The 20,961-nt window shown below is 71.5% G+C and carries 20 protein-coding genes; 10 read left to right on the top strand and 10 right to left on the bottom strand.

Going from position 1 to position 20,961, the window contains the following annotated elements; all coding sequences use genetic code 11:
- The 6 genes from CCN72_RS24050 to CCN72_RS24025 form a co-directional block, all read left to right on the top strand.
- The coding region (locus CCN72_RS24050; RefSeq protein ID WP_086809494.1) for a B12-binding domain-containing radical SAM protein at window positions 1–1,781 on the top strand (1,781 nt) is incomplete at its 5' end.
- A gap of 23 nt (window positions 1,782–1,804) precedes the next feature.
- Window positions 1,805–2,500, top strand: coding sequence for a class I SAM-dependent methyltransferase (locus tag CCN72_RS24045; protein ID WP_143664182.1), 696 nt, complete (start codon window positions 1,805–1,807; stop codon window positions 2,498–2,500).
- The gene (locus CCN72_RS24040) at window positions 2,497–3,309 is read left to right on the top strand and encodes an HAD family hydrolase (protein WP_158101403.1); all 813 of its coding nucleotides are present in this window, start codon (window positions 2,497–2,499) and stop codon (window positions 3,307–3,309) included. The genes CCN72_RS24045 and CCN72_RS24040 overlap by 4 nt, the downstream gene beginning before the upstream one ends.
- Window positions 3,306–3,857: a P-loop NTPase family protein gene (locus CCN72_RS24035; protein ID WP_086809490.1), complete on the top strand. Its 552-nt coding sequence runs from the start codon at window positions 3,306–3,308 to the stop codon at window positions 3,855–3,857. The genes CCN72_RS24040 and CCN72_RS24035 overlap by 4 nt, the downstream gene beginning before the upstream one ends.
- Before the next feature lie 50 nt (window positions 3,858–3,907).
- Window positions 3,908–5,077: a GNAT family N-acetyltransferase gene (locus CCN72_RS24030; RefSeq protein WP_158101402.1), complete on the top strand. Its 1,170-nt coding sequence runs from the start codon at window positions 3,908–3,910 to the stop codon at window positions 5,075–5,077.
- A 49-nt stretch (window positions 5,078–5,126) separates the two neighbouring features.
- On the top strand, window positions 5,127–6,245 hold the full coding sequence (locus CCN72_RS24025; protein WP_143664180.1) for a hypothetical protein: 1,119 nt from the start codon (window positions 5,127–5,129) through the stop codon (window positions 6,243–6,245).
- A 101-nt stretch (window positions 6,246–6,346) separates the two neighbouring features.
- Here the strand turns inward: CCN72_RS24025 and CCN72_RS24020 are convergent, their stop codons facing one another.
- On the bottom strand, window positions 6,347–7,246 hold the full coding sequence (locus tag CCN72_RS24020) for a phytanoyl-CoA dioxygenase family protein (protein WP_086809484.1): 900 nt from the start codon (window positions 7,244–7,246) through the stop codon (window positions 6,347–6,349).
- Window positions 7,247–7,358: 112 nt separating this feature from the next.
- On the opposite strand from CCN72_RS24020, the gene CCN72_RS24015 reads away from it, so the two are divergent.
- Window positions 7,359–8,675, top strand: a complete 1,317-nt coding sequence (locus CCN72_RS24015) for an MFS transporter (protein WP_158101401.1) — start codon at window positions 7,359–7,361, stop codon at window positions 8,673–8,675.
- A gap of 66 nt (window positions 8,676–8,741) precedes the next feature.
- Window positions 8,742–9,962: an ATP-grasp domain-containing protein gene (locus tag CCN72_RS24010; protein WP_086809480.1), complete on the top strand. Its 1,221-nt coding sequence runs from the start codon at window positions 8,742–8,744 to the stop codon at window positions 9,960–9,962.
- Window positions 9,963–9,983: 21 nt separating this feature from the next.
- Here CCN72_RS24010 and CCN72_RS24005 read toward each other — a convergent pair whose 3' ends face one another.
- The 9 genes from CCN72_RS24005 to CCN72_RS23970 form a co-directional block, all read right to left on the bottom strand.
- The gene (locus tag CCN72_RS24005; RefSeq protein ID WP_086809478.1) at window positions 9,984–10,565 is read right to left on the bottom strand and encodes a GNAT family N-acetyltransferase; all 582 of its coding nucleotides are present in this window, start codon (window positions 10,563–10,565) and stop codon (window positions 9,984–9,986) included.
- A gap of 74 nt (window positions 10,566–10,639) precedes the next feature.
- Complete coding sequence (locus CCN72_RS24000) at window positions 10,640–11,665, bottom strand: SDR family oxidoreductase (RefSeq protein WP_086809476.1); 1,026 nt, start codon at window positions 11,663–11,665, stop codon at window positions 10,640–10,642.
- A gap of 29 nt (window positions 11,666–11,694) precedes the next feature.
- On the bottom strand, window positions 11,695–12,942 hold the full coding sequence (locus CCN72_RS23995) for a beta-ketoacyl-[acyl-carrier-protein] synthase family protein (RefSeq protein WP_244174425.1): 1,248 nt from the start codon (window positions 12,940–12,942) through the stop codon (window positions 11,695–11,697).
- Complete coding sequence (locus CCN72_RS40775) at window positions 12,939–13,199, bottom strand: acyl carrier protein (RefSeq protein WP_232984839.1); 261 nt, start codon at window positions 13,197–13,199, stop codon at window positions 12,939–12,941. The genes CCN72_RS23995 and CCN72_RS40775 overlap by 4 nt, the downstream gene beginning before the upstream one ends.
- Before the next feature lie 48 nt (window positions 13,200–13,247).
- Entirely contained in the window at window positions 13,248–14,528 is a 1,281-nt protein-coding gene (locus CCN72_RS23990) for an aspartate aminotransferase family protein (RefSeq protein ID WP_208638078.1), read from the bottom strand.
- Window positions 14,525–14,992: a type II toxin-antitoxin system RatA family toxin gene (locus CCN72_RS23985; RefSeq protein WP_086809472.1), complete on the bottom strand. Its 468-nt coding sequence runs from the start codon at window positions 14,990–14,992 to the stop codon at window positions 14,525–14,527. Before CCN72_RS23985 ends, CCN72_RS23990 begins: the two co-directional genes overlap by 4 nt.
- Entirely contained in the window at window positions 14,979–16,241 is a 1,263-nt protein-coding gene (locus tag CCN72_RS23980; protein ID WP_086809470.1) for a GNAT family N-acetyltransferase, read from the bottom strand. Before CCN72_RS23980 ends, CCN72_RS23985 begins: the two co-directional genes overlap by 14 nt.
- A gap of 55 nt (window positions 16,242–16,296) precedes the next feature.
- Complete coding sequence (locus CCN72_RS23975; RefSeq protein WP_086809468.1) at window positions 16,297–17,427, bottom strand: acyl-CoA dehydrogenase family protein; 1,131 nt, start codon at window positions 17,425–17,427, stop codon at window positions 16,297–16,299.
- A gap of 40 nt (window positions 17,428–17,467) precedes the next feature.
- Window positions 17,468–18,688, bottom strand: coding sequence for a cytochrome P450 (locus CCN72_RS23970; protein WP_158101400.1), 1,221 nt, complete (start codon window positions 18,686–18,688; stop codon window positions 17,468–17,470).
- A 378-nt stretch (window positions 18,689–19,066) separates the two neighbouring features.
- On the opposite strand from CCN72_RS23970, the gene CCN72_RS23965 reads away from it, so the two are divergent.
- Complete coding sequence (locus CCN72_RS23965; protein ID WP_086809464.1) at window positions 19,067–20,086, top strand: substrate-binding domain-containing protein; 1,020 nt, start codon at window positions 19,067–19,069, stop codon at window positions 20,084–20,086.
- Window positions 20,086–20,961, top strand: an 876-nt coding sequence (locus tag CCN72_RS23960) for an ABC transporter permease (protein WP_244174423.1), incomplete at its 3' end; no start/stop codon positions are given. The genes CCN72_RS23965 and CCN72_RS23960, both read left to right, overlap by 1 nt.

The raw sequence follows: 20,961 nt of genomic DNA, 5'->3' as shown, positions 1-20,961 counted from the left end.
GCCGCGAACTCTTCGAGCGGGCCGCTGACACCGCCCCCCACCCGGTCCGGGACCCCTACCTCTTCCCGATCATGGCCGCCCTGGTCCCCGTCGCCACCAGCCGCGGCGGCGAGGTCGCCTACCCCGGCGACCCCATGTGCCTCTACTCGGCACTCTCCCTCACCATCGAACGGTCCGTCGCACGCCTGGTGCGAGGGCTCCCGGAACAGCCGTCGCTGGACGACGTGGCCGCCGACTGGGGCCACTACCCGGACGACGCCTACCGCCTCGCCGAGGACGGACACCGCTCCGTGCTCGTGGCGGACAGCCGCACCACCGACGGCCATGTCTTCGACCCGCGCATCTGGGACGACGTGGCCCGCGAGGCGTTCATCACCGAACTCCGGGCGCTGCGCCCCAAGGTGCTGCTGCTCAGCTCGGTGTCGGCCGGCCACCGCTACGCGCTGGAGATGGCCGAACTGGCCAAGCAACACGCCCCTGGCTGCCTGGTGGTCCTCGGCGGCAGGCACGCCGACGAGACCGTCCGCTACCAGGACGCCGCCCGCACGGCCGACCTGTCCTGGAGCAGCACGGTGGAAGTCATCCGCGACGGCCGGGCCCGGCCCGTGGTCGACTTCGTGGTCGCAGGGGACGGATCTCCCCTCCTCGACCTGCTGTTACGCGCGTTCGGACTGGTCACGACCCCCGCATCAGGCCCCGCCCCCGTCGAGGAGATCCTTGACGCCCTCGCGCTCGTCGCCGCCCACGACGGGACGACCAAGGGGGCCGGCAACATCGTCGGCCTCACGGCGGACGAGGCCGTGCTCGTCCCCGTGCGGGGTGAGCGCATCGACGCGTCGCAACTCCCCTCGCCGTACCAGGCCTTCTCCGTGCGGGCCCGGTTCGGGATCTTCACCCGCGCGGGCAGCTCCCCCCTGGGCAGCCGGACCGCCCATGTGATGACACTGGACGCCTGCCCCTTCAAGTGCACCTTCTGCTCCGAGAGCATCCAGGTCTCCAAGCGCCCCACGCGCTTCGCGGTGTCCGAGACCGAGCACGTCGCCCAGCGCATCGAGCAACTGGTCGACTGGGGAACGGAAGCCGCCTTCTTCGACGACCCGGTCTTCTGGGGCGGCAACTGGAAGGCCATCACCGACTTCTGCCACGACCTGGCACGCCTGCGGGCCCGCAAGCCGGAGTTACGGTCGTTCGAGTGGGGCGCACAGCTCACCGTGGACGTCGTCCTCAACCGTGCCAAGGCGCCGGAGGTCCACGCGGCCCTCGACCTCATGCGGGAGAACGGCTGCACCTACGTCTACATCGGCATCGAGAGCATGGCCCAGCAGGTCATGCGCAATGTCGGCAAGAACCTGCTGCGCCGCAACCCCGAGGCATGGGTGAGCAAGGTACGGGAAGCCCTGACCACCATCAGGGACCACGGGATCCGCGTCGGCAGCTCCGTCCTGTTCGGACTCGACGGCGAGAACCGCGACTCCATCGAGGAGACGATCGAGGAGATAGGCCGGCTCATCGACGACGGACTGCTCGTCATGGCCAGCCCGAACATCCTCACCTACCACCCCGGCACCGCCATCACCGCGGCACACGGGCAGGACCGGCTCGACTACCACTCGCGCAAGGACAACCGGCCGCCCTACACGTACTTCGAAGAGGCATACCCCGAGGTGGTCTCCCGGCTCCTGGACGAGGACGACATCTGGTTCATCCACGAGGCCTCGGCCGAGCGATGGGGCAGCACCCGCAACAGCGCCGCCGAGTCGGCGACCCCCGTCGGCGCATGACGCCCACCCGCGAAAGGATTCCCTTGAAAGACCATGTGCTGGACGTCGACGAGAAGAGCTACTGGGGGCCGTACTACTCGTACTTCCCCGCGCTCGCCCGCTACATCCCGCTGGGCGAGTACGCCCGCCGGGTCCGCCCGAGGGCCTGCGTGCTCGGCGCCTCGGACGGCAAGTTCGCCCTTCCCCTGCTCCGCGCCGGCTGGGAGGTCGTCGGCGTGGAGACCGACGCGCTCTTCCTGAACGGGGGCGAGTTCGACCTCGTCGACGGCCACCACGAGGTCGTCGGCCTGCGGCAGCGGCTGGCCTCCGAGGGCCTCACCGACGACTGCGTCATCGTCGAGCAGGACTACATGACCCTCCCGGCCTCGGGCGACTTCCAGCTGGTGATGGGCAGCGGCCTGTGGTCGATGCCCCCCAACCGGGCGCACACCCTGGAAGCGCTCATCCACCACGCGATGGACATGGTCGCCCCGGGCGGCATCTTCTTCGGCGAGTACCTGATCGGGCTCAACGACGAGGAGCGCCGGTGCGGTTACTACCCGCCCAGGGAGGAGATGGACACCATCGTCGACCGCCCCGGCTGGCAGCTCTTCGAGAACGCCGACCTCGGCATCCGCGGCGAGAGCCACCTCGGCTACGAAGAATGGCACTACCACCGATACGCCGCCGCCATCGTGCACCGCATGCCGCTGCCCACCACCCCCGAACCGGCCCCGTGACCTCCACGGACACCGCACGGACCGGCGGGCGCCCCCACCTTCCCGGGGGCGCCCGCCCGGCGGTCGTCGTCTCGGACCTGGACGGCACCCTCCTGAACGCGGACCACGAGGTCGGCGAGCGCACCGCCAAGGCCCTCACCGCGGCCGTGGCGGCCGGCGTGCACCTGGTCCTCGCCACCGCCCGGCCCGCCTGGTCCGCCCGGCAGGTGCTGCTGCCGCTGCGTGGCCTGGGCGCGTCCCTCGTCTCGTCGAACGGCGCCGTCACCGGCGATCTGGACGACCCCCGGCCGCGGCGGGTCCGCGCCATGGCACCGGCCCGGGTGCGCGAGGCGCTCACCCTCTTCGGCCCGGTGCCCTGGGCTCTGGACCGCCCCTCCGGACGGCTGCTCGGACCCGACTGGCCGGACGTCCTCAGCAGCGGCGGCGCCGACGCGCCCCGGGTCGGCCAGGTGCCGGACGACGAGGACGTCCTCTGCCTCATGGCCCTGCGCGCCGCCCCGCCCCCGCCCGGCCTCCTCGCGCCCGCCGGTCTCGGCTGGACCTCCTCGGACGCCGGGCTGGTCGAGGTCTCGGCGCCGGGAGCGGACAAACGGTCGGCCGTCTCATGGCTCCTTGAGGGCCGGGGCCTCGACTGGAGCGCGGTCGTCGCCTTCGGTGACGCGCCCAACGACCTGAGCCTGCTGCGTGCGGCCGCCAGGGGGGTGGCCATGGCCAACGCCGTTTCTGACGTACGGTCTTCGGCGACGGAACTGACGGCCTCCCACGACGAGGACGGGGTGGCCATGTGGGTGGAGAGGAACCTGCTGTGAGTGAAGAGAACCCTTCCGGCGGCCCACCGGCGGGGAAGGTATGGATAGTCGGCGGCCCGGGCTGCGGCAAGTCGACCCTCGCCGGACTGCTGACGCGGTCCGAGGCGCCCCCGGTCTGCCTGGACGCCCTGTTCTGGGGTCCCGGGTGGACACCGGTGCCGGAGGAGGAATTCCTCGCCGAGGTCGGCAAGGCGCTGGAGGGTGAACGCTGGGTGGTGGACGGCCAGTTCCCCGCCGCCGTCGCGGCCTACGCGCACACCGCCGACTGCGTGGTCTGGGTCGACCCGCCGCTGCGCCTGGCCTGGCCCCGGCTGCTGCGCCGCACCCTGCGTCGCTGGATACGCCGGGAGAAGCTCTGGGGCGGCACCCGGGAAACCCTGTGGACCGTCGTCGGCCCCCGCTCGATCCTCTGGTACGCCCTCAAGGTGCGGGCGGAGCAACAGCGGGCCAACCAGGAGCTGTTCGCACGCCTGGCGAAGTCCGGCGTGCGCCTCATCCGGTTCCGCGACGGCGACGTACGCGACCTCGTCGGCCGGATCCCCCGGTGACCCTCTCCGGGCCGATGCAACAACCCTCTTGTCAACGTCGGGAGTTACCCATGGATGTCCGCACTTACGACACAGTCGGCGCGCTGCCCGGCGCCGACTGGGACTCTCTCACGTCCGGGTCCACCATCTACTCGACCGCGGGCTTCCAGGGCGTACGCGAGGAAGAGCTTCCCCCCGGCGCACGGGCCCGGCGCGTCACGGCCCATGACGCCCAGGGCGCCATGGCGGCCGGCCTCGAGGTCTACGCGTTCGCCCGGCCCCCGCACGCGCTCTACACGCCGGCCGATCTGCTCGCCGGACTCGTCGACGAGGAGCGCCACGCGGCGGTCGCCTCGCGGCCCCTGGCGATCGGGGCGGGCTGGTCCGAGTTCCGGGGCCAGGTCGTCCACCACCCGGACGCCGGACCGGAGCGGCGGGCGGCGGCCGTCGAGGCCCTGACGGCCGAGGCCCTGGCCTTCGCCGAGAAGGCGGAGGCGTCCGTCCTCGCCTACTACTACCTTCCCCGCGAGGACGCGCTCGACCTCGCCCGCGCCCACGAGGACGCCGTCGTCCTCTTCCACGACGTGGAGACGGTGCTCCCGGTCGGCCTCTGGGACGACCTGGAGGACTATTACGCCTGGCTCCCCGCGAAACGGCGCCCCCGCGCCCGGCGTGAGGTGCGGACCTTCCGCGAGAGCGGGCGCACCGTGCGCGAGGTGGCGCTGCCCGAGGTCGTGGAGCGTATCGCCCCTCTCAACAGCGCGCTGATGCGCAAGCACGGCCACGACTACGGGGTCGCCAAGGCGGCGGAGGTCTACGGCCGGCAGGGACGGCATCTGGGCGAGCGCAGCACCCTGCTGCTGGCCGAGGAGGGCGAGAACCCCGTCGGCTTCGCCCTGCGCTACCGCCACCAGGACATGCTGTACGCCCGGGTGGCCGGCTTCGACTACGGCTACGAGAACAAGGCGGACTACTTCAACCTGGTCGTCTACCACCCGGTCGCGCAGGGGACGGGCCGGTCCACCCGGGCCATCCACCTGGGCCTGGGCACCTTCGAGGCCAAGCTGAGCCGGGGTGCCCAGCCGGTCCCCCTGTACACGGTGCTCGTGGGCGTGGACCGGCCGCTGGGGGCCGACCCGGACGCCGTGCGGGAACGCAACCGCGAGGAGACCGAGGCGTTCGGGGCCGCGTACGCGCGGCACGTGGTCGGCGGAGTCGACACGAAGGGCTGGCAGCTGTGAACACGCGTACCACCCCGCGGACCGGACGGTGCGCAAGGAGGCCCCGGCCGTGACCGAGACCAGGCATCTGACATCGATCGGCGACATCGCACGCGACACCTGGGACTCCCTGGTGCCCGCTTCCTGCTTCTACCAGAGCCATGGCTGGCTCGCCGGGCAGGAGCGCCCCGACTTCGCCGCGGCCACCTACACCGTGGTGTCGTCGGACGGCAGGCTGCTCGCCGCCACCCCGTCCTACGACTTCCCCGCGAAGAACGCCCCGCCCCTTCCGCCGGTCGCCGCCGACCGGGCGGTCCTGCGCGTCGGCACCCGCACCGGGTACCACAACGAGTTCCTGCTCGCCGGAGGGGAGGCGGAACAGCGGGACGCCCTGGCCGAGTTGGTCGAGGGCCTGGCGGAGCACGCCGCCCGGCTCGGCCGCGACGCCCTCCTCTTCGACTTCCTCACCACCGACAGCCTGCGCTTGCTCGCCGGTCTGTTCCCGGTCCGGGCACAGCTGCGCAGCGCCGAGGCCGTGATCCACAACGAGGGGGGCACCTTCGAGTCGTACCGTCGACTGCTCGGACGCAACGTCCGCAAGCGTGACTACGAGGTGCGCAAGTTCGAACAGGCCGGGCTCTCGCTGGAGACGGCGCCCCTGTCGGAGTGCGTGGACGAACTGGCGCCGCTGATCGGCCAGACCATGGACCGGTACGACGCCTCCCTGGACCTGGCGGAGATCCGGGCGTTCCTCAAGGTCCAGGCCGAGCACCTCGACGGCCTCAGCACGGTCTTCCGTGTCGTCGACGAGGAGGGCGGCCTGGTCGGCGGGCATGTCGCCTTCACCTGGCGGGAGATGCTCTACGCCCGGGTGGCCGGGTTCGACTACACCCGGACCCGGGACGCGTACGAGTACTTCAACGCCGTGTACTACGGCCCGCTGCGGCACATGGAGCGGCATCGGCTCGACACCCTGCATCTGGGCCTGTCGGCAGTGGAGGCGAAGGTCAGACGTGGGGCGCGGCTCCATCCGGTCTGGGCGGCGGTGCTGCCGCTGCCGCTGGTCCGGGGCGCCGGACTGACCCGCGACACCGCCGCCGACCAGGCCCTGGCCGACTCGGTGCGGGCCGAGGCCGGCGGCGGAATGGAGGAGGGGGAGTGGGAGCTGGGCAGGATCACCCCGCTGTGACCCTCACGACGGACGCCACGGAGTGACGCGCCGGCCGACCGGTACGGCACCCCGGGCGAGCCTCGGCCCCGGGACCGGCGCGAGCCCCGGGGCCGGAGCCCTCATCCCCCGGCGGGCCAGAGGGTGGGGCAGAACTCCGGGTCCGTGTAGTCCGGTTCCCCGGACGGGGTTCGCCGTACCAGGACGTCGTGCTTGTACGGCTGCTGGCGGCCGTCGGAGTCCCGGTAGTGCCGGTAGGCGTTGGACGCGTCCTGGAGGTGGAACGAGATCGCGCGGCGGGGGCGCGGGCTGCGGTTGGGCCCGCTGCCGTGGTACAGGAGGCAGTGGTGGAAGGTCATATGACCCCGCGGTATGTGCACGGGCACCCGTTCGATGGTGGCGCCGTTGCGCTCCGCGTCCCCCTCCAGCAGGTATTCGCGGGCCACATCGGCGGGATCGCCGGCCGGTCGCTCGGCGCCGTGGCGCCGTTCCCACCGATGGCTTCCCGGCACCATCGTGATGGTTCCCGCTTCTTCCGTGCAGTCATGGAAAGGGATGAAGGCAGTCAGCATGTTGTCGGACGAGCAGGTGGGCCAGAAGTATTTGTCGAAATGCCAGGAGACAATGTTCGACGTTTCTTCCGGGGCTGCCGGCTTATAAATGAGAGTCGCCTGGAAGGTGCGTATCTCCGGTGTTCTCGCCAATCGTGCGGCCACGGCGGCGACGAGGGGTTTACGGAGAATTTCGGCGATAGTCTCGTCCCGGTAATGAATGTAGTCGCTGTTGCGCTGGATCTCGCCGTCGGCGGCGGACCAGTCGGCCAGTCGATCCGGCCGAACGGGTAGCTCGCGGTCCCTGTGACCTGCGTAGAAGCGTTCGCTGGCCTCGGTCAGGGCCTCGGTCTCCGCGTCGCTGAGCAGTTTCTGCGAAAGATACCAGCCGGTCTTCTCGTAGCGCAGGACATCCTCGTCCGACGGCAGCAGCCTTAATTCGTCGTCTGTCAATACCGAATATTCCGACACCGTATCCTCGTCTCTCTGGAGGTCCGTCGAATCGTCGGTCCGCGACGCACTCTAGCGTATGGATGAGGCGTGTGCTAGGTTCATTTTCAAATTGGTTCGATCGAAGGACGAGATGGCGATCCTAGACGACGAAATCCGAGTTCTCCTCAAGGAGAACAGGGATTTCCGGAACGTATGGACAGGGGAGTCCGCCGCCCATTTCGGGGCTCAGCTGACCAACTTCCTGCTCCCGCTGGTCGCGGTGACCGCCCTGCATGCCAGCGGTACCGAGGTGGGCCTCATCTCCGCCGTGCAGTTCGTCCCGGTCGTTGTGCTGTCGCTGGTCGCCGGGATGGTGGTCGACCGCCACCCGCCCCGCCGTACGCTGGTACTCACCAGCCTGGTCCGGGGTGCCGCGCTCGGGCTCCTCGGCCTCGCCCAGGCCGCCGGAGGGCTGACGGCCACCCAGGTCGTGGCGGCCGCCGCGATCATCGGCACGGCCACCGTCTTCTACGAGGTCGCCTACCAGTCCACCCTTCCCAAGATCGTCCCTGTGGACTCCATCTCCTCGGCCAACGGACTGCACCAGGCCACCTACTCCATCAGCCAGCTCGCCGGCCCCTCGGCGGCGGGCTTCCTGGTGGGAAGGACAGGGCTCTCGCCCACCTTCGCCGTCACCGCCGCGCTCTTCGCGGGTGCGGCGTTCAGCGGATCACTCCTCCGCGGCGTCAAGGCCCCCGGTGTGCCGCGGCAGTCGGCACTGCGCTCGATCGGATCGGGGCTGCGGTACACCTGGTCCCTGCGGCCCCTGCGCGACCTGTGCACCCAGGCGGGCCTGTCCAACCTGCACGAGCAGTGCTTCCTGACCGTCTTCCTGGTCTTCGCCGTCCGCGAGCGGGGCCTCAGCGGCACCACCATCGGCGTGGCCATCGGCATCGGCAGCGTCGGCGCGCTGGTCGGCTCGCTGGTGGCCGCGCGCATCGGCGCCCGGCTCACCGTGGGCAGGGCACTCACCTGGGGCGTGGTCCTGGCCGCCGTGGGTCTGCTCCTCGTCCCCGCCGTGGCCCTCTTCGACCTCGGTACCGTCGTCCTGGTGGCCCTCTTCGCCCTCGCCTTCGTCGTGAACGGCTTCGGGGTGGCGCTCTTCAACGTCTTCGCGGTGAGTCTGCGCCAGACCATCCCGCCGGAGGACCAGTTGGGCGCGGTCACCGCGAGCTACCGGCTGGTGGCCCTCGGGACGCTGCCGCTCGGCGCCTTCGCCGGCGGAGCCCTGGCCGACGCACTGGGGCCCGGCCGGGCCATCTGGATCGTCGGGGCCTCGTACCTGTGTGTCTCCTTCTGGCTGATGTTCTCGCCGCTGCGCTCCGCCACCACCCTCGAACAGGCCCGTGTGCTGGGCGAGCGGCCACGGGCCGCGGACACCGCAGGCGAGCAGCCCTCCACCTCCTGACCGGCCGCACGCCCGGCCCGCATCACCTCCTGCCCCATTGCCCGGACACAGATAGAGAGAAACGACGTGGCTGCTGAGCGAGATGTCCTGATCTACTCCAAGCGCTTCGAGGGCGGCGTACGCCTCGTCTCGCGGATGCTCTCGGACATGGGACGCCGCCCCGTCCTGGTCTCCGACGAGCCGGAGGACGTCAACCGCGACCACTGCGCGGCCCACATCGTCGTCGACTGGGAGCGGGCGAGCCTGGAGGAGCTGGTGACGGCGGTCGACGCGGCGGGCGTGGAGCCGACCGCCGTCGTCAACTTCGTCGACTCGCTGATCTCCTGGCAGGTGCGCACGGCACGGCACTACGGGCTGCCGGGCGGGGAGAGCGGCCGGGAGGTCCTGCTGAGCAAGGCCCGGGTGCGGGCGGCCATGACGGACCGGGGCCTGTCCTCGCTCCCGTTCGTCGCGGGAACCGCCGCCGCCTTGGACGTCGAGGCGATCACCTCGTACCCGGTCATCGTCAAGCCCGACCAGGACTCGGGTGGTTCACGGCTCGTCCGCCGCGCCGAGAACGCCATGGAACTCCGCTCCCGCCTCAAGGACCTGGCCGACACCATGGGTCCGGACACGGACGCCATCGTGGAGGAGTACATCGACGGCGTCGAGTTCTCGGTCGACGGTCCGGTGCTGGACGGCCTGTTCCACCCGCTCTTCGAGGTCGAGAAGACCGAGCACGACAACCTGCGGCACCACGACGCGGGACTCCTCATCTCGCCCCCGCCCTCCGCGCACGTCCGGCAGGCCGTGCGCGACCTGTCGGAGCGGATCGGGATCCTCTGCGCCTCTCTCGGCCTGGAGAGCAGCTGGTTCCATGTCGAAGGGCGGGTGCGCGCGGACGGCAGCTGCGAGCTGGTCGAGATCAACCCGCGCCCCGGTGGCCGGATGTACCGAGCGGCCACCCAGCGGACCTGCGGGGTCGACCCCATCGACATGTCGGTCCGCATGGCACTGGGCGAGCGACTGGACGACACCCTGGCAGGGGCGACTTCCGGTGGCGCCGAGCTGCTGGCCATGCTCCCCTTCGAGGCCGACCGCGTCGGCACCCTGGCGAGCGCCACCACCGTCGAGGAGCTCAAGCGGATTCCCGGGGTGGTGGACGGCTATCTGTTCGACAACTTCCGGGTGGTGACGATGGAACGGGAGAACTTCTTCGCCGAGGCCATGATCATCTCTGACAGCGTCGCCGATCTCCATGAGATCGCCGAACAGGTCCGCTCGGTCTTCACCTTCACCTTCGAGTGACCTGCGACGACGACATCCGGCTCATGGCCCGGACGGGGTCCGCCGCTCCCCGCCGGGGATGACGGGCGCGGCGTAGCAGTGCACCGTCACCGTCTCGGTGGGACTCCACCGCTGGTCGACGGTGTCCAGCAAGGTCCACCCCAGCCGTTCGTACAGGGCCACGGCCGAGGTGTCGGACGTCAGGACGTCCAGGACCGGATGGCGCCGGCGCCGCCGGGCCTCGCCTGCGGCCCGCTCCATCAGCAGGGCACCGACCCCCTGGCCGCGCACCGCGGGAGACACGAACAGACGGCTGATCACGGCGGTCGCCTCGATGGGCGTCCCGGCCCGACGGCTCCACAGGCCGGGCGCCCGGTCCTCCACCCCGCCCTCGGACAAGCCGACATGACCGACGATCCGGCCCTCCAGCTCGGCCACCCAGGCGGCGAACAGGGTAGGCCGGGCCAGCCAGTCACCGGGACGCTCGGGCCAGTTCTCCGGGTAGCCGTCCCGCTCGTGCACCTCGGCCAGCAGCGCCACACAGGCGTCGAGATCCGCGTCCTCGCGCCGGCGGACACAGCAGCCGTAAGCCTCTTGAGCCGTGGGCTGTGCCGGTTGTTCCACCCCAGCATGAAATCACGGTACGACCGCTCGCGCAGGGCAGTGACGACCACGCGCTGAACCCGGAGCCGACCCGCTCACGCGCCCTTCGTCAGCAGCGTCCACGGCCGCGGCTCCGCCAACGCCAACCGGGGCTTCCGTACGGCCCAGTGGTGGACCGCGGTCGTCATCGCGTCGGCGGGATCCCGGACGGGATACGTCGGGGTGAAAGGGGTGGCCATGCTGGTGTAGCTCTGGAACATGGCCAAGAGCTTGACCGCCTCGCTCTGGAACGGGGAGAGATAGCGGTCGGCGAGGGGGAGGAAGAAGCGGGTCCAGGTGTCCGGGAGGACGATCGGGGGGCGGGCGATCGGTGGGGCGCCGCGTGTGGCGCGGAAGGTGTTCAGCGCCGTACAGGTCACATCGATGAGCGTGGCGAGGCGCAGGCTCGCGGGGCCTGCGGCCACGATCTCGGTGCGGGAAGCGCGCGGCGGAGCGCCGAGGGCCGCGTCCGCGATCGCGCGGGCGACCTCGTCCACCGGGCTGATCTCCGCGAAGCCGTCCGGGTCGCCGACGACGACCGCGGCGAGCCCGGACACCAGGGCGTGCAGCAGCGTGTACGGGCCGGAGAAGCGGGCGATCCGGCCGTCGCGGCGCCTGCCGACCACCAGCGGAGGGCGGACGATCGTCAAGGGGCCGGGGTGCTCCTCGCGCACCACCTCCTCGCACACTGCCTTGGACCACTCGTAGCCATTGCGGTAGCCGTCGAACCCCGTTGCCGCCGCGCCCCGTTCCCCGGCGACGTACGCCGTGGACACATGCACCAGATGGGTGTCGCGGCCGGCGAGGGCGAGGACCGCGCGCAGCGGCTCCACATTGGCGGCGAGCGCCTCCGTGCGGGTCATCGTCCAGCGGGTGGAGGCCGCGGTGTGCACGATGACGTCCCAGGGGCCGCCGAGCCGCGCCGGCACCGGGGCCCCGCCGAGAGCCCAGGGCACGATGTCCGGGCCCGTCGCGCGGCGCGCCGTACGCACCAGGACGTGCGGCGGCGCGTCGGCAGCGCGCAGGGTGTCGACGGTCTCGGTGCCGATCACACCGGTGGCACCGGTGACGAGGATGCGCATGGTTTTCGTCTCCGAGCGGGCGCGAGGGATCAGGGGGCGGGGGAGAGTACGAGGCAGGCGTTCTGGCCGCCGAAACCGAAGGAGTTGGACAGCACGGGAGCCGAACGCACCGTCCGGGGCGCCCCGGTGACCAGGTCCACGAGGTCGGCCTCGGGGCTGGTGCGGGTGTTGGCGATCGCCGGGACCAGGCCCGCCGAGGCGCAGCGCAGCGCCAGCGCCGCCTCCAACGCCCCGGAACCGCCGATGAGATGGCCGGTGACACCCTTGAGCGCGGTGACCGGCGGTGACTGCCCGGCGAAGCAGCGGTCGATCGCCGCGGCCTCGGCACGGTCGTTGAGCAGCGTGGAGGTGCCGTGCGCGTTGACATGGCCGACCTCCGAGGGCGCCAGACGCGCGTCGGCGAGCGCCGAGCGCATACAGGCCGCGGCGACGGAGCCGTCCTTGTGCGGGGCCACGATGTGGAAGGCGTCGCAGTTGTCCGCGTAGCCCGTGATCTCCCCATGGATGCGCGCCCCGCGCGCCACCGCGAGGTCCCAGCGCTCCAGCACCAGCAGCGCCGCGCCCTCACCGACCACGAAGCCGTCGCGGTCCGCGGCGAAGGGCCGACTGGCCAGCCAGGGCTCCTCGTTGCGCAGGGAGACCGCCCGCATCCGGGCGAAGCCGCTCATGATGACGGTCGTCACCGGAGCGTCGGCGCCGCCCGCGAGCGCCACGTCCAGCTCGCCGTGCCGGATCTTGCGGGCCGCCTCGCCGAGCGCGGTGGTGCCGCTGGCGCACGCGGTGGCGTACGTGGTGCACGAGCCGCGGAACCCGAACCGCATGGCGATCCGGCACGCCGGGGAGTTGGTCATGGTCCGGGGCACGGTGTGCACCGGCATGCCCATCGGGAAGCCGCCGTGGTCGAGCGCGGTCGCCTCCATGCTGGGCAGTCCGCCGATGCCGGTGCCCAGCTGCACCCCCGTGCGGTCCGGGGGCAGATCGCCGGGCAGCCGGGCGTCGGTCACCGCGTCGGCCGCCGCGCACAGCGCCAGCAGGGTCACCCGGTCGATCTGCCGGGCCTCACGGCGGGTCAGATACGCCTCGGGCTCGAACGGCGGCACCAGACAGGCGAAGCGCACGGGCACCGCCTCGGCCACCAGCCGATCGACCGTCGCCGCCGTGGACTTGGCCGCCAGGAACGTCTGGAACGCCTCCTCGGGTGTGTTGCCCGCGGGCGACTTCACCCCGACACCGGTCACGGCCACCCGGAACCGGCCGCGCGCGTCCCGGGCGTTCACCGCGGCTCCGCCAGCCGGGTCTCCAGCAGGTCCACGGCCTCGCCCAGGGTCTCGGCCGCCGTCAAGTCCCCCACCTGGATGCGCAGTCCGAGCGCCGACTCCAACCGGGACCCGATCTCCATGAGTTCGAGACTGTCGATCCCGAAATCCTCCACCAGGCTGGTACCGCCATGGAGTTCCTCCGGCTCGGTGCCGATCACATCGGAGACGACGGTACGCAGCAGGAGGTCGAGCTGTTCGCGGGTCCGGGTGGGCATGGGGGTTCTTCTCCTTGAGCGGTGGCGCGGCACGGACGGGCTTCGGGGTCATCTCTCGGCGCACCGGGACTCGGCCTCGGCCGTGGCGTGGTCCAGGGCGGCCAGCGCCTCCGCCACCTCCGGCAGGCCGCAGGCGAGCGAGGGCAGCAGGCGCACGGTGGTGGGGCGGCTCAGACAGGGGGAGACCAGCAGTCCGGCGTCGGCCAGGTCGAGGACGACATCGCCGGCCAGATGCGGGGAGGCGTAGTCGACCCCCCACAGCAGCCCGCGGCCGCGCACCTCGCGCACCGCAGCGGCACGACGGCTGCCGAGCCGGTCCAGCCCCTCGGCCATCGCCTGTGCCAACTCGAGGCCATGTTCGGCAAGTTGCTCGATGGCCGCCAGGGCCGGTGGCAGCGCGGCACACGCCAGCGGGTGCCCGCCGAAGGTCGCCGAGTGCAGGAACGGGTCCGCCTCCAGCGGCGCGTACAACTCCTCGGAACACACCACCGCCGACAGCGGTACGACACCGCCGCCCAACGGTTTGCCCACCAGCACCGCGTCCACGGGCAGCCCCTGCGCGAGCGCGACGGACCGCTCGCCGCAGCGCCGCAGCCCGCACTGGATCTCGTCGGCGATGACGAACGCGCCATGCCGCCGGGCGTCCGCGCACCAGCGCCGCAGCACGGCCGGAGGCAGCGGTACGACCCCGTTCTCGCCCTGCACCGGTTCGAAGACCACGGCCGCCAACTCACCCGGGGCAGCGGCCCGTTCGACCGCCTCGACGTCCTCCGGGTCGGCGTGCACCACGTCGACCACGCTGCCGCGCAGGCCGGTGCGGAAGAGCGGGCTGTGGGTGAGGGCCAGCGCGCCGGTGGACTTGCCGTGGAACCCGCCGCGCACCGCGAGGACCCGGCCGCGCCCCGACGCCAGCCGGGCCAGCTTGACCGCCACCTCCACCGCGTCGGCGCCGTTCAGCCCGAAGTACACCTTCGGCAGGGCGCCTTCGAAGTACCGCACCAGGGTGGCGGCCGCCCGCGCCGTCACCGGGTTGGCGAGGCTGCGGGTCGCGGTGGGCAGGGTCTCCAGCGCCCGCCGCACGCCCGCCACGACCGCCGGATGCCGGTGCCCGAGCAACGGTACGGCGTAGGAGCCGAAGTCGAGCACGCTCCGGCCGTCGGAGAGGGTCACCCGGCATCCCTCGGCGCCCACTTCCACCGCGCCCCGCCCCGCGAAGCTCCCGGTCAGCGCGAGCCGGGGCGAGAAGTGCCGCCGGACCAGCTCGAACGTGCCCTGGGCGTCGGGGAGTTCATGGTCCTGGTCGAGCCCCGCGGCCGGGCTCCCGGTCACCGCCGTACCCCCGCGTCCGTGTCCGTGGCCACCAGCCGCCGCTCCAGTGCCCGCAGCATCTGCGCGGCGTTCTCCCGCAGCGCGTCGGAGGCGACCGGGTTGAGCATCTCGGCCAGCAGCGGGATGCCGATGTCGAAGTCGACATGCAGGGACACCGTGCTGTGCGCCGCGCCGGCCGGGGTCACGGCCCAGTGGCCCGAGAAGTCCCCCAGATCACCGGTGACCTGACGGAAGTCGAAGCGCCGCGCTCCGGGATCGAGCACCTCCGCCTCGGTCCAGCGCAGGACCGAGCCCTTGAGCCGGACCGACCACGCCGTCGTACGGTGCCGGGCATCGCCCCGCTCGATCACCGTCACCGATTCCACGTTGTCCATGCAGCCCGGATAGGACTCGACGTCGGCCACGGCGGCCCAGGCCTGATCGGGCGAGGCGGCGATGCGCAGTTCCACGTCAACTCGGGGCATGCGAAGTCCTCTTCTCGGGCGCGGCGGCGGGCGCGGACGGCGGGGCGGCGACGGACGCGGGCAGCAGATCGGCGTGCGCGCCGAGGGCCTCGGCCAGGGCGGCGTCCAGGGCGCGCGGCAGCAGGGCGCGCAACAGGGCGCGGGGGAGCGGGCGTCGGTGGGTGAGGGCGTAGGACTGCGGGACCAGGCCGCAGCCCAGCTCCACCTTCGGTGTGTACGCGGTCTGCGCGAACCGGATATGGGTGCAGCCCGACTCGATGGCCAGCCGGATCGCCGCGTAGTGCACGGCGTGGTAGAGCCGTGCCTCGTGGGCGATGCGGTAGTCGAGGCCGATCCGGGCCCCGGTCGCGCCGGTGCCCCGGAACAGGCACAGCAGGAACGCCACCAGCCGGTCGTCCTCGAACACGGCGACCAGCGCCCGCCGGGGCTCGGTGGAGTCCGCCAGGGCGGTGAGGAAGGACGCGTCCAGACGGTCAAGGGTCTGGTCCGCGCGGTCCATCACCTGTTCGTACAGGGCGAGTACGTCGGGCACCAGGGGCGCGAAGTCCTCGACGATCTCGACGCGGGCCCCCGGCCAGGCCGCGAACTTGCGTAGCTTGCTCCGGGCGTTGCGCCGGGGCTTGGCGGGCAGCGCGCGGACGTACGCCTCGAACGAGTCGTAGCCGAGCCGCAGTTCGGTGTCCGGCATGCTGCGTGTGACGAAGTACCCGGCGCGCTCCAACTCCGGTCGCAGGAGCGCGAGTTCCGCGTCGCCGAAGTCCTTGAACACCACGGTCCCGAGCCCGGACCAGTCGGCCACGTCCCCGGCGGCCGACACGAGCAGTCGTACGGCCTCCGGTGGCAGCGGCCTCGCCGCCGCGACATGGCCCTGGCCCAGCAGATGGCCGCAGAACAGCATGGGCACGCGCAGCAGCCCGGGGCAGATGGCGCGCACCGGGCGCAGCAGTCGGCGCTCACGCGGACCCACCACGTCGTCCAGGCGCAGTTCGGGAAAGAGGCACAGCGGCAGCACGGCCAGCGTCTCGTCGCCCCGGCGCAGCAGCAGATAGCGGTAGCCCTCGGGTCCGAGATTGCCGCGTTCCATCGCCGCGAACACCCCCTGGGACCACAGCGGATCGTGCGCCGGGGCCAGCTCCCGCCAGACCTCCGACGGCACGGCGTCGACGGTGTCCGCGATCTCGACCCGGTAGCGCTGCCGCACGGGCGGTGGTTCGCCGGGCCGCGGTGCCGCGCCGCGCTCTCGCCTCATGGGTGCCTCCTCGGCGGGTGGGATCGACGGCCGGAACCGGTGCGCACCGCGCCGCTCAGCCGATGCGCAGCCGGGCGCCGCCGAGGTGCTCCCGCAGCGGCTCGGCCATGCGGGGGCGCGAGGGCGGATGGAAGGCGAGCCCGGACGCGGCCGAGGCCAGATAGGTGCCGTCGGGCGAGCCGATGAACGCCATCCCGCCGAGCGCGGACAGACAGCGGGGCGCGGTGCGGGCGATGGCGTCCTGCGCCGCGTACCGGGCGTGCAGCGCCCGCACCAGCAGCGTGTCGTCCCATGCCTCGCTCTCCATGGCCATGGCCACGGCCTCCACGGCGAGCATCGCGGCCTCGACATCGACCAGGAACGGTGTCGGATCGCCGCCGAAGCCCCCGGGTTTGGTCAGCACCCGTTCGACCAGGCCGCTGATCACCCCCAAGTAGCCTGCGGTCAGCAGGAGTTCGAACCAGAGGAAGCCCGCGACATTCAGTGAGTCGGGCACCGCGTCGGCCGTGACCTCGGTGCTGACGACCATCTGCGGATCGAGCTCCACCTCGGTGAGCAGCACCTCGTCGCTCTCGGCCCCCGCCAGCACCGGGCTGTTCCAGAACGGCCGCACGGTGAGCCCCGGGGTCTTCGCCGGTACGATCGCCACCGCGAGGCGTGCCACCCCGTCCGCGCCGGTGAGCGTGACGGAGGCGGTGAGCAGGTCCATCGAACGGGACAGGCTGCACGGCTTCTTGCTGCCGTTCAACACCACCCGTCCGCCTCGGAGTTCGGCCCGGATGCCGGGGCGCAGGATGTTCTGTCCGGTGTTGCCCTCGGCGAACCCGGAGGCCAGCAGCAGCCGTTCACCGGCGACCGCGCTCAGCAGCAGGCCCTCCATGCCGGTGCCGTGCCTGGCGGTCTCCACCAGACCGGCGACCGAGAAGTGGTGCATGGTGGTGGCGACCGCGAGGGAAGGGCAGCGGGCGCCGACGGCCCGCTGTGCCCGGACCGCCTGGAGCACGGTGGCCCCGGCGCCGGAGTGCTCGGCGGGCACCAGCAGCCCCGGGCCGCCCGCCGCGCGGAACGCCTCGATCGCGGGGCTCGGCGCGCGCTCCAGATCCGCCAGCGGATGTGCGGCGAGCGCGCTGTCCAGGCCCGGGAGCAGCCGGTCGAGCACGGCGCGTTCGGTGTGCAGGAAGTTCACGGACGTCCCTTCTGTGGGCCGGGGCCCGAGCGGGGGCCGCTCAGCCCGAGGTGACAAGGGGCAGCCGGGTGAAGGCGCGCAGACTGATGCTGTCCCGGCGCACCGGGCGGCGGGCGTGGGCCAGTCCGGGGAAGCGGGCCAGCAACTGCCGTACGACGGCGGCGCCTTCGAGGCGGGCCAGGGCCGCACCCAGGCAGTAGTGGGCGCCCGCGCTGAAGCTGAGCACCCGGATGTCGGGCCGCAGCACATCGAAGGCGTCGGGGTCCGGATGCCGGGCGGGGTCGCGGCCCGCGGCGGCGAGCACGGTGGTGATGTTGCCGCCCTGGGGGATCGCGACGCCGCCCACGGTCAGCGGACGGGTGGCGATCCGCTCCGTCATCCGCACCGGGGTGTCCCAACGCAGGGACTCCTCCACGCCGTTGGGCACCAGGGCGGGGTCCTCGCGCAGCAGTGCCAGCTGGTCGGGATGGCTGAGCAGGGCGTGCACGGTCAGGCCGAGCAGGCTGGTGGTCGTCTCGAAGCCGGCCACGAACACCAGCAGCAGCATGTCCAGGAGCTCGCTCTCGGCGAGCCGGCCGTCGTCGGCCTCGCGCACCGCGAGCAGCGCGGAGACCAGATCGTCGGCGGGCCTGCGCCGGCGCAGGGCGACCAGTTGGGCGAAGTATCCGCGCAGGGCGGTCACGGCCTCGTCGGCGCGCTTCCAGTCCTCGTCCGTGCGCACCGGCTCCAGCAACCGGCTGGCGTCCTGCCCGTAGTGGTGGAAGCGGTCCTGGTCCGTGTGCGGGACCCCGATCAGATCGCCCACGACGGCGACGGGCAGCGGGTAGCCGACCAGTTCCTGGAAGTCGGCGGCGCCGCCGTCACGGGTGGCGTCGGCGAAGCGGTCGAGGAGGGCCGTGGTGGTGGTCTCGATGCGTTCCGTGAGGACGGCGACCCGGCGGGCGCTGAACCGGTCGGCCACCAGCCGCCGCAGCCGTACATGGTCGGTGCCGTTGGCGCGCAGCAGCGAGGAATAGAAGAACACGGCGGCCGGATGTTCCCGCCAGTCGGGCAACTCCGTTTCGCACCAGGTGAGATCGGGAGTGAGACAGGACGGGTCGCTCAGCACCTGCTGGCAGTCGGCGAACCGGGTCAGGAAGTAGGTGTCGAGCTTCTCGTGATAATAGACGGGGGCGATACGGCGCAGTTCGGCCAGGGCCGGATAGGGGTCTTCCTTCCCCTCGGCCGTGAACATCGACGACAGCAGCGTTTCCGAATCCACCGTTGTGGCCTTTCCGGCCATCCGGTCCGGGAGCGGAGTGGCACGTCGCCAGTATGTCCCTCAGCTGGTCCGACGGCCATGTCGGTGAATTCTCCGGCCAATTATGATCCACCTCTGGCCGGATCTCATGAGGGGTGCGAAATATGCGCCCTCTTCACCACCCCGGGGCGCAACCGGGCGGTGAAAGAGAGTGAATTTATAAGTCATATAAGCGGGCTTTGGGATCGGATAATTCGGAGGTGGCACACACGTAAACCCCGGACCTGACGGCCTGGCCATGTCTGGACAAAGTATTGACAGTGGCTCCGGCGGGGACTTGTATCGCGTCCCGACGCAACAGCGCCCTTCCCGTCGCACGCACAGTGAGGTGCAAGAACGATGGATCGCTCTTCTCGCTCGGGCTCGCGCACGTCGGTACCGCTGGTGGCCATCGTCGCCGCCGCGGCGCTCGCCCTCACGGGCTGCTCCAGCGGCCATGGCGGCAAGAAGGCCGAACAGGCCGAGGCGAACGCCGCCGCGGGCACGGCGGACACCCCCCGGATGACGGTCGCCCTGGTCACGCACCAGGCGCCCGGCGACACCTTCTGGGACACCGTCCGCAAGGGCGCGGAGGCGGCCGCGGCCAAGGACAACATCAAACTCGTCTACTCCGCCGACCCGAACGCGGGAAACCAGGCGAACCTGGTGCAGAACGCGGTCGACCAGAAGGTCGACGGCATCGCGGTCACCCTGGCCAAGCCGGACGCCCTCAAGAGCGTGCTCGGCAGGGCCGAGCGGTCGGACATCCCGGTGGTGGGTCTGAACTCCGGGCTGGCCGACTGGAAGCGGCTCGGTCTGCTGGAGTTCTTCGGGCAGGACGAGAGCGTGGCGGGCGAGGCGTTCGGCGACAAACTCAACACGACCGGCGCCGAAAAGGTCGTCTGTGTCGTCCACGAGCAGGGAAACATCGGCCTCACCCAGCGCTGCGACGGACTGAGGAAGACCTTCAAGGGCACCACCGAGACGCTGTACGTCAACGGCACCGACATGCCCTCCGTACGGGCGACCGTCACGGCCAAGCTCAAGCAGGACACCTCGATCGACACCGTCGTCACCCTCGGTGCTCCGTTCGCCGCCACCGCGGTGCAGTCGGTGGGCGATGCGGGTAGCAAGGCCAAGGTGGCCACCTTCGACCTCGACAAGGACCTCGTGAAGGCCGTGCGCAACGGCAGCATCGAGTTCGCCGTGGACCAGCAGCCGTACCTCCAGGGCTATCTGGCGGTCGACGCCCTCTGGCTCTACAAGTACAACGGGAACTACAGCGGCGGCGGGGTCGCGCCGGTGCTCACCGGGCCGGCCTTCGTCGACAGGTCGAACGTCGGCACGGTGGCCGGCTTCGCCGCGAAGGGGACCCGCTGATGAGCGGCGGCGGCCAGGCCGTCGGCACCCCGCCGGCACCCGGACCCGGCACCGGACCCGGCACCGGCGAGCGGGACGGCCGTACGACCCGGCGCCCGCCCGCGCTGCGGCTGCTGGCCCGCCCCGAGGTGGGCGTCTTCCTCGGCGCCGTCGCCGTCCTGGTCTTCTTCCTGATCGCCGCGCCCTCGGTCCGCCAGGGCGCCTCGATGGCCACCGTCCTCTACCAGTCCTCCACCATCGGCATCATGGCGCTGCCCGTGGCCCTGCTGATGATCGGCGGCGAGTTCGACCTGTCCTCCGGCGTCGCCGTCATCACCTCGGCCCTCACCGCGAGCATGCTCAGCTACCAGCTGACCCTGAACGTGTGGACCGGTGTGATCACCGCCCTGGTCGTCTCGCTCGCCGTCGGCGCCTTCAACGGCTGGATGGTGGTGCGGACCGGACTGCCCAGCTTCCTGGTCACCCTCGGCACCTTTCTCATCCTCCAGGGCGTCAACCTCGCCGTCACCAAACTGGTCACCGGCAATGTCGCCACCGACGACGTCAGCGACATGGACGGCTTCGGCCAGGCGAAGAAGATCTTCGCGTCCTCCTTCGACGTCGGCGGCGTCCAGGTGAAGATCACCGTGGTGTGGTGGCTGCTCTTCGCCGCCCTCGCCACCTGGGTGCTGCTGCGCACCAAGTACGGCAACTGGGTCTTCGCCGTCGGCGGCGACCAGGACAGCGCCCGCGCGGTCGGCGTCCCGGTACGGTTCACCAAGATCACCCTGTTCATGCTGGTCGGCCTCGGCGCCTGGTTCGTCGGCATGCACAACCTGTTCTCCTTCAACACCGTGCAGTCCGGCGAGGGCGTCGGCAATGAGCTGATCTACATC

It is taken from the genome of Streptomyces murinus, from assembly GCF_002154555.1.
In the GTDB taxonomy this organism is placed as follows: domain Bacteria; phylum Actinomycetota; class Actinomycetes; order Streptomycetales; family Streptomycetaceae; genus Streptomyces; species Streptomyces murinus.
This window is presented reverse-complemented; position numbering and strand designations above follow the sequence as displayed.